Annotated in this window: 4 protein-coding genes and 1 pseudogene; 2 read left to right on the forward strand and 3 right to left on the reverse strand. The window is 63.9% G+C overall.

The genetic code is table 11. From position 1 onward, the window contains the following. Both EN914_RS31085 and EN914_RS31090 read left to right on the forward strand, forming a co-directional pair. Nucleotides 1-275 (forward strand): DUF1344 domain-containing protein (locus EN914_RS31085; RefSeq protein WP_245497879.1); only part of this gene is annotated, 275 nt, incomplete at its 5' end. Nucleotides 276-508: 233 nt separating this feature from the next. Beyond that, on the forward strand, nt 509-694 hold the full coding sequence (locus EN914_RS31090; protein WP_013529972.1) for a DUF1059 domain-containing protein: 186 nt from the start codon (nt 509-511) through the stop codon (nt 692-694). Between the two features lies 1 nt (nt 695). Here EN914_RS31090 and EN914_RS31095 read toward each other — a convergent pair whose 3' ends face one another. From EN914_RS31095 to EN914_RS39500, 3 genes and pseudogenes are all read right to left on the reverse strand, one after another. Then, nucleotides 696-1,961: a CCA tRNA nucleotidyltransferase gene (locus EN914_RS31095; protein ID WP_024504547.1), complete on the reverse strand. Its 1,266-nt coding sequence runs from the start codon at nt 1,959-1,961 to the stop codon at nt 696-698. Then, on the reverse strand, nt 1,958-2,593 hold the full coding sequence (locus EN914_RS31100) for a CoA pyrophosphatase (RefSeq protein WP_024504546.1): 636 nt from the start codon (nt 2,591-2,593) through the stop codon (nt 1,958-1,960). Before EN914_RS31100 ends, EN914_RS31095 begins: the two co-directional genes overlap by 4 nt. Continuing rightward, nucleotides 2,593-2,716, reverse strand: a pseudogene (locus tag EN914_RS39500) (DUF1285 domain-containing protein); the annotation flags it as partial. The pseudogene EN914_RS39500 and the gene EN914_RS31100, both read right to left, overlap by 1 nt.

Here is a 2,716-nt window from a genome sequence, read left to right on the forward strand (position 1 = left end):
AGGAGTACTTCGCAATGCGCAAGATCATTGTTTCGACGGCCGCCGCTGCCCTTCTCGCTTCCGGTTCGGTGGCGTTCGCCGCCGTCAAGCACACCACCGGGACGATCAAGACCTTTGACACGACGGCCATGAGCCTGGTCCTCGACGATGGATCGTCTTTTACGCTTCCCAAGACCTTCAAGGATCCTGGCCTGCAGGTCGGTGAAAAAGTCCGTGTCTCATGGGACATGAGCGGCAAGAAAAAGATTGCCGAGGCTGTCAAGATCGCCAAGTGAAGGCCTGCCCGCCAAAACGGGACGAGACGATGTCTGGCCCTGTTTCGGGGTAGTGTTTAGAGGGCGGAGCGATGCTGCTCCGCCCTTTTGCCGTTGACGGCAACCAATACCACCCCATCTGTGTTATGCTTCTCACCCGTTCGCGGTCCGCGGTTTCAACCCTGGAACCGGACATGAGCCAAAAAAAGTGCCGGAGCCTCGACCAGGCTCCACGGAGGAAAAGGAGAAATCTCATGAAGGAATTTCACTGCGGGTCGCTCGTGCCCGGCTGTGACTGGCACACACGTGCCGACGAGGAAGCCGAGGTCATGCGCCGTGCCGTCGAGCACATGCGCGAGACACATGGCGAGACGGTCATCCGCGAGACGATGATCGAGGCGATCCGTTCGCGCATCGAAAAGACCCGCGACGCGGCCTGATCTACCCGGCCTGCAAGGCTTCGGCGGCGCGCTTGAGGAGCGCGTCGCGATCAGGGGCAAACCCGGCTTCGACCCATTCCGCTTCGAGATTCCTCAGGATTTCGCCGAGTTTCGGGCCTGGAGTTGCGCCGAGCGCCGTCAGATCGGCACCTTTCAGCGGAAACAACGGCTTTTCCCATTTGGTGGCGAAGCCAAGCAGGCGCGAAAAGCCACCGGCTTCGAGCAGCGCCTCATTGTCCTCGACGGCGCGCATCCTGGCTGCCGCAAGCGACAGCCGCAGACGGTCGACAAACCCCTGCCGGTCGCCGCGATAGAGCCTTTTTGCCAGTTCGCCCTCGGTCGTCTTCGGCTCGACGGCGGTGGCGAGCGCCCAGTGGCGCAGGCGATCCGCTTCGGCGGTCGAGAGTTTGAGCCGCTCGGCGAGCGACTTCATGCGAGCGGCATCGGGCGGCACGATCGCTTCCAGTCTGAGCAGCGGGTCGGGTGCCCAGCCCAGATCCTTGCCGGCCTTGGCCAACCCATGGATGGCATCGATACCCCATTTCTCGCTTTCCGGCAGCGCCGCGGTCAAGACACCTGCCTGCCGCATCCAAAGCAGCGCCCGTGACGGATCGGGCGCCGACAAAAGTTTCTTCAGTTCCGACCAGATGCGCTCGGACGAAAGCTGGGCCAGCCCTTCCTTCAGACGGGCGCAGGCTTTCAGCCCCTCGGCGTCCGGCCGTCCGTCGCCGTACCAGGCGAAGAAGCGGAAGAAGCGCAGGATGCGCAGGTAGTCTTCGCGAATGCGCGCTTCCGGGTCGCCGATGAATCGCAGCCGGCGCGCCTCGATGTCGGCAATGCCGCCGACCAGGTCGACCACCTTGCCATCGGCCTCGGCATAGAGCGCGTTGATGGTGAAGTCGCGCCGCTCGGCATCGAGCTTCCAGTCGCGCCCGAACGACACTTTCGCGCGCCGCCCGTCGGTTTCGATATCGGCGCGCAAGGTGGTGATTTCATAGGGCTTTCCACCGGCAACCACGGTGATTGTCCCATGCTCGATACCGGTTGGCACCGCCTTGAACCCTTCCGCTTCGGCGCGGCGGAGGGTTTCCTGCGGCAGGCAGGTGGTGGCGATGTCGATGTCGGCGACCGGCTGGCCCATCAGTGTGTTGCGCACCGCGCCGCCGGCGACTCGCGCCTCTTCACCGCCTTCGGCCAGTGCGAACAGCAGGCGCTGCAGATGCTTGTCGGTGAGCCAATCGGCCCTGCCCGCGATCGAGACACTCACGCATAGAGCCTTTCATAGAGAGTACGAAGGATGCCGGCGGTGACGCCCCAGATGCGCCGGTCGCCGTAAGGCATGTCGTAGAAGAACCATTCGAGATCGTTCCATATACGGCTGTCGCGCTTGTGGTTGGCCGGGTCCATCAGGAAGCGCAGCGGCACTTCGAAAGCGGCATCGACCTCGTCTGCGTTGAGCGTCAGTTGGAAACCGGGCCGCACGATGCCAAGCACCGGGGCGATGCGGTAGCCGCTGCCGGCGACATAGTCGGGCATGCGGCCGATGATCTCGATGCGATCTCGGCCAAGCCCGATCTCCTCGAAGGTCTCGCGCAGCGCCGCCGCCTCAGGGCTCGGATCGGTCGGATCGATAGTGCCGCCGGGAAAGGCCACCTGCCCCGAATGGCTGCGCAGCTTTTCGGCCCGTTTGGTCAGAAGAACCGTCGCATCGCCCTCATGATCGACCACCGGGATCAGCACCGCGGCATTGCGCAGCGCCTTGCCCTGGTTGAGGCGCGGATGGCCGGGGTTGAAGCGATGGTCGCCATAGTCGTCGTCGCCTGCATGCGCATCGGGCTGCACGGCAAAGCGCGCGCGAAAATCCGCGGATGAAAACGGCGCCGGCGTCGCCTGGTCCATCACGCGCTCAACCGCTTCAACTGGTCCGCCGGCATGATCGGGAACACGGCGCCCTTGGAGCGCACCGCGAACATCGTCTCGCCGTCGATTTCGATCTCCTCGCCATGCCCGACCAGTTCATAC

Origin of the sequence: Mesorhizobium sp. M7A.F.Ca.CA.001.08.2.1, from assembly GCF_003998455.1 — a bacterium.
GTDB lineage: Bacteria > Pseudomonadota > Alphaproteobacteria > Rhizobiales > Rhizobiaceae > Mesorhizobium > Mesorhizobium ciceri.

What these genes read in the sequence shown, in the direction of transcription:
- EN914_RS31090 (WP_013529972.1), top strand. Translation starts at nt 509, where the DNA reads ATGAAGGAATTTCACTGCGGGTCGCTCGTGCCCGGCTGTGACTGGCAC.
- EN914_RS31100 (WP_024504546.1), bottom strand. Translation starts at nt 2,593, where the DNA reads ATGGACCAGGCGACGCCGGCGCCGTTTTCATCCGCGGATTTTCGCGCG.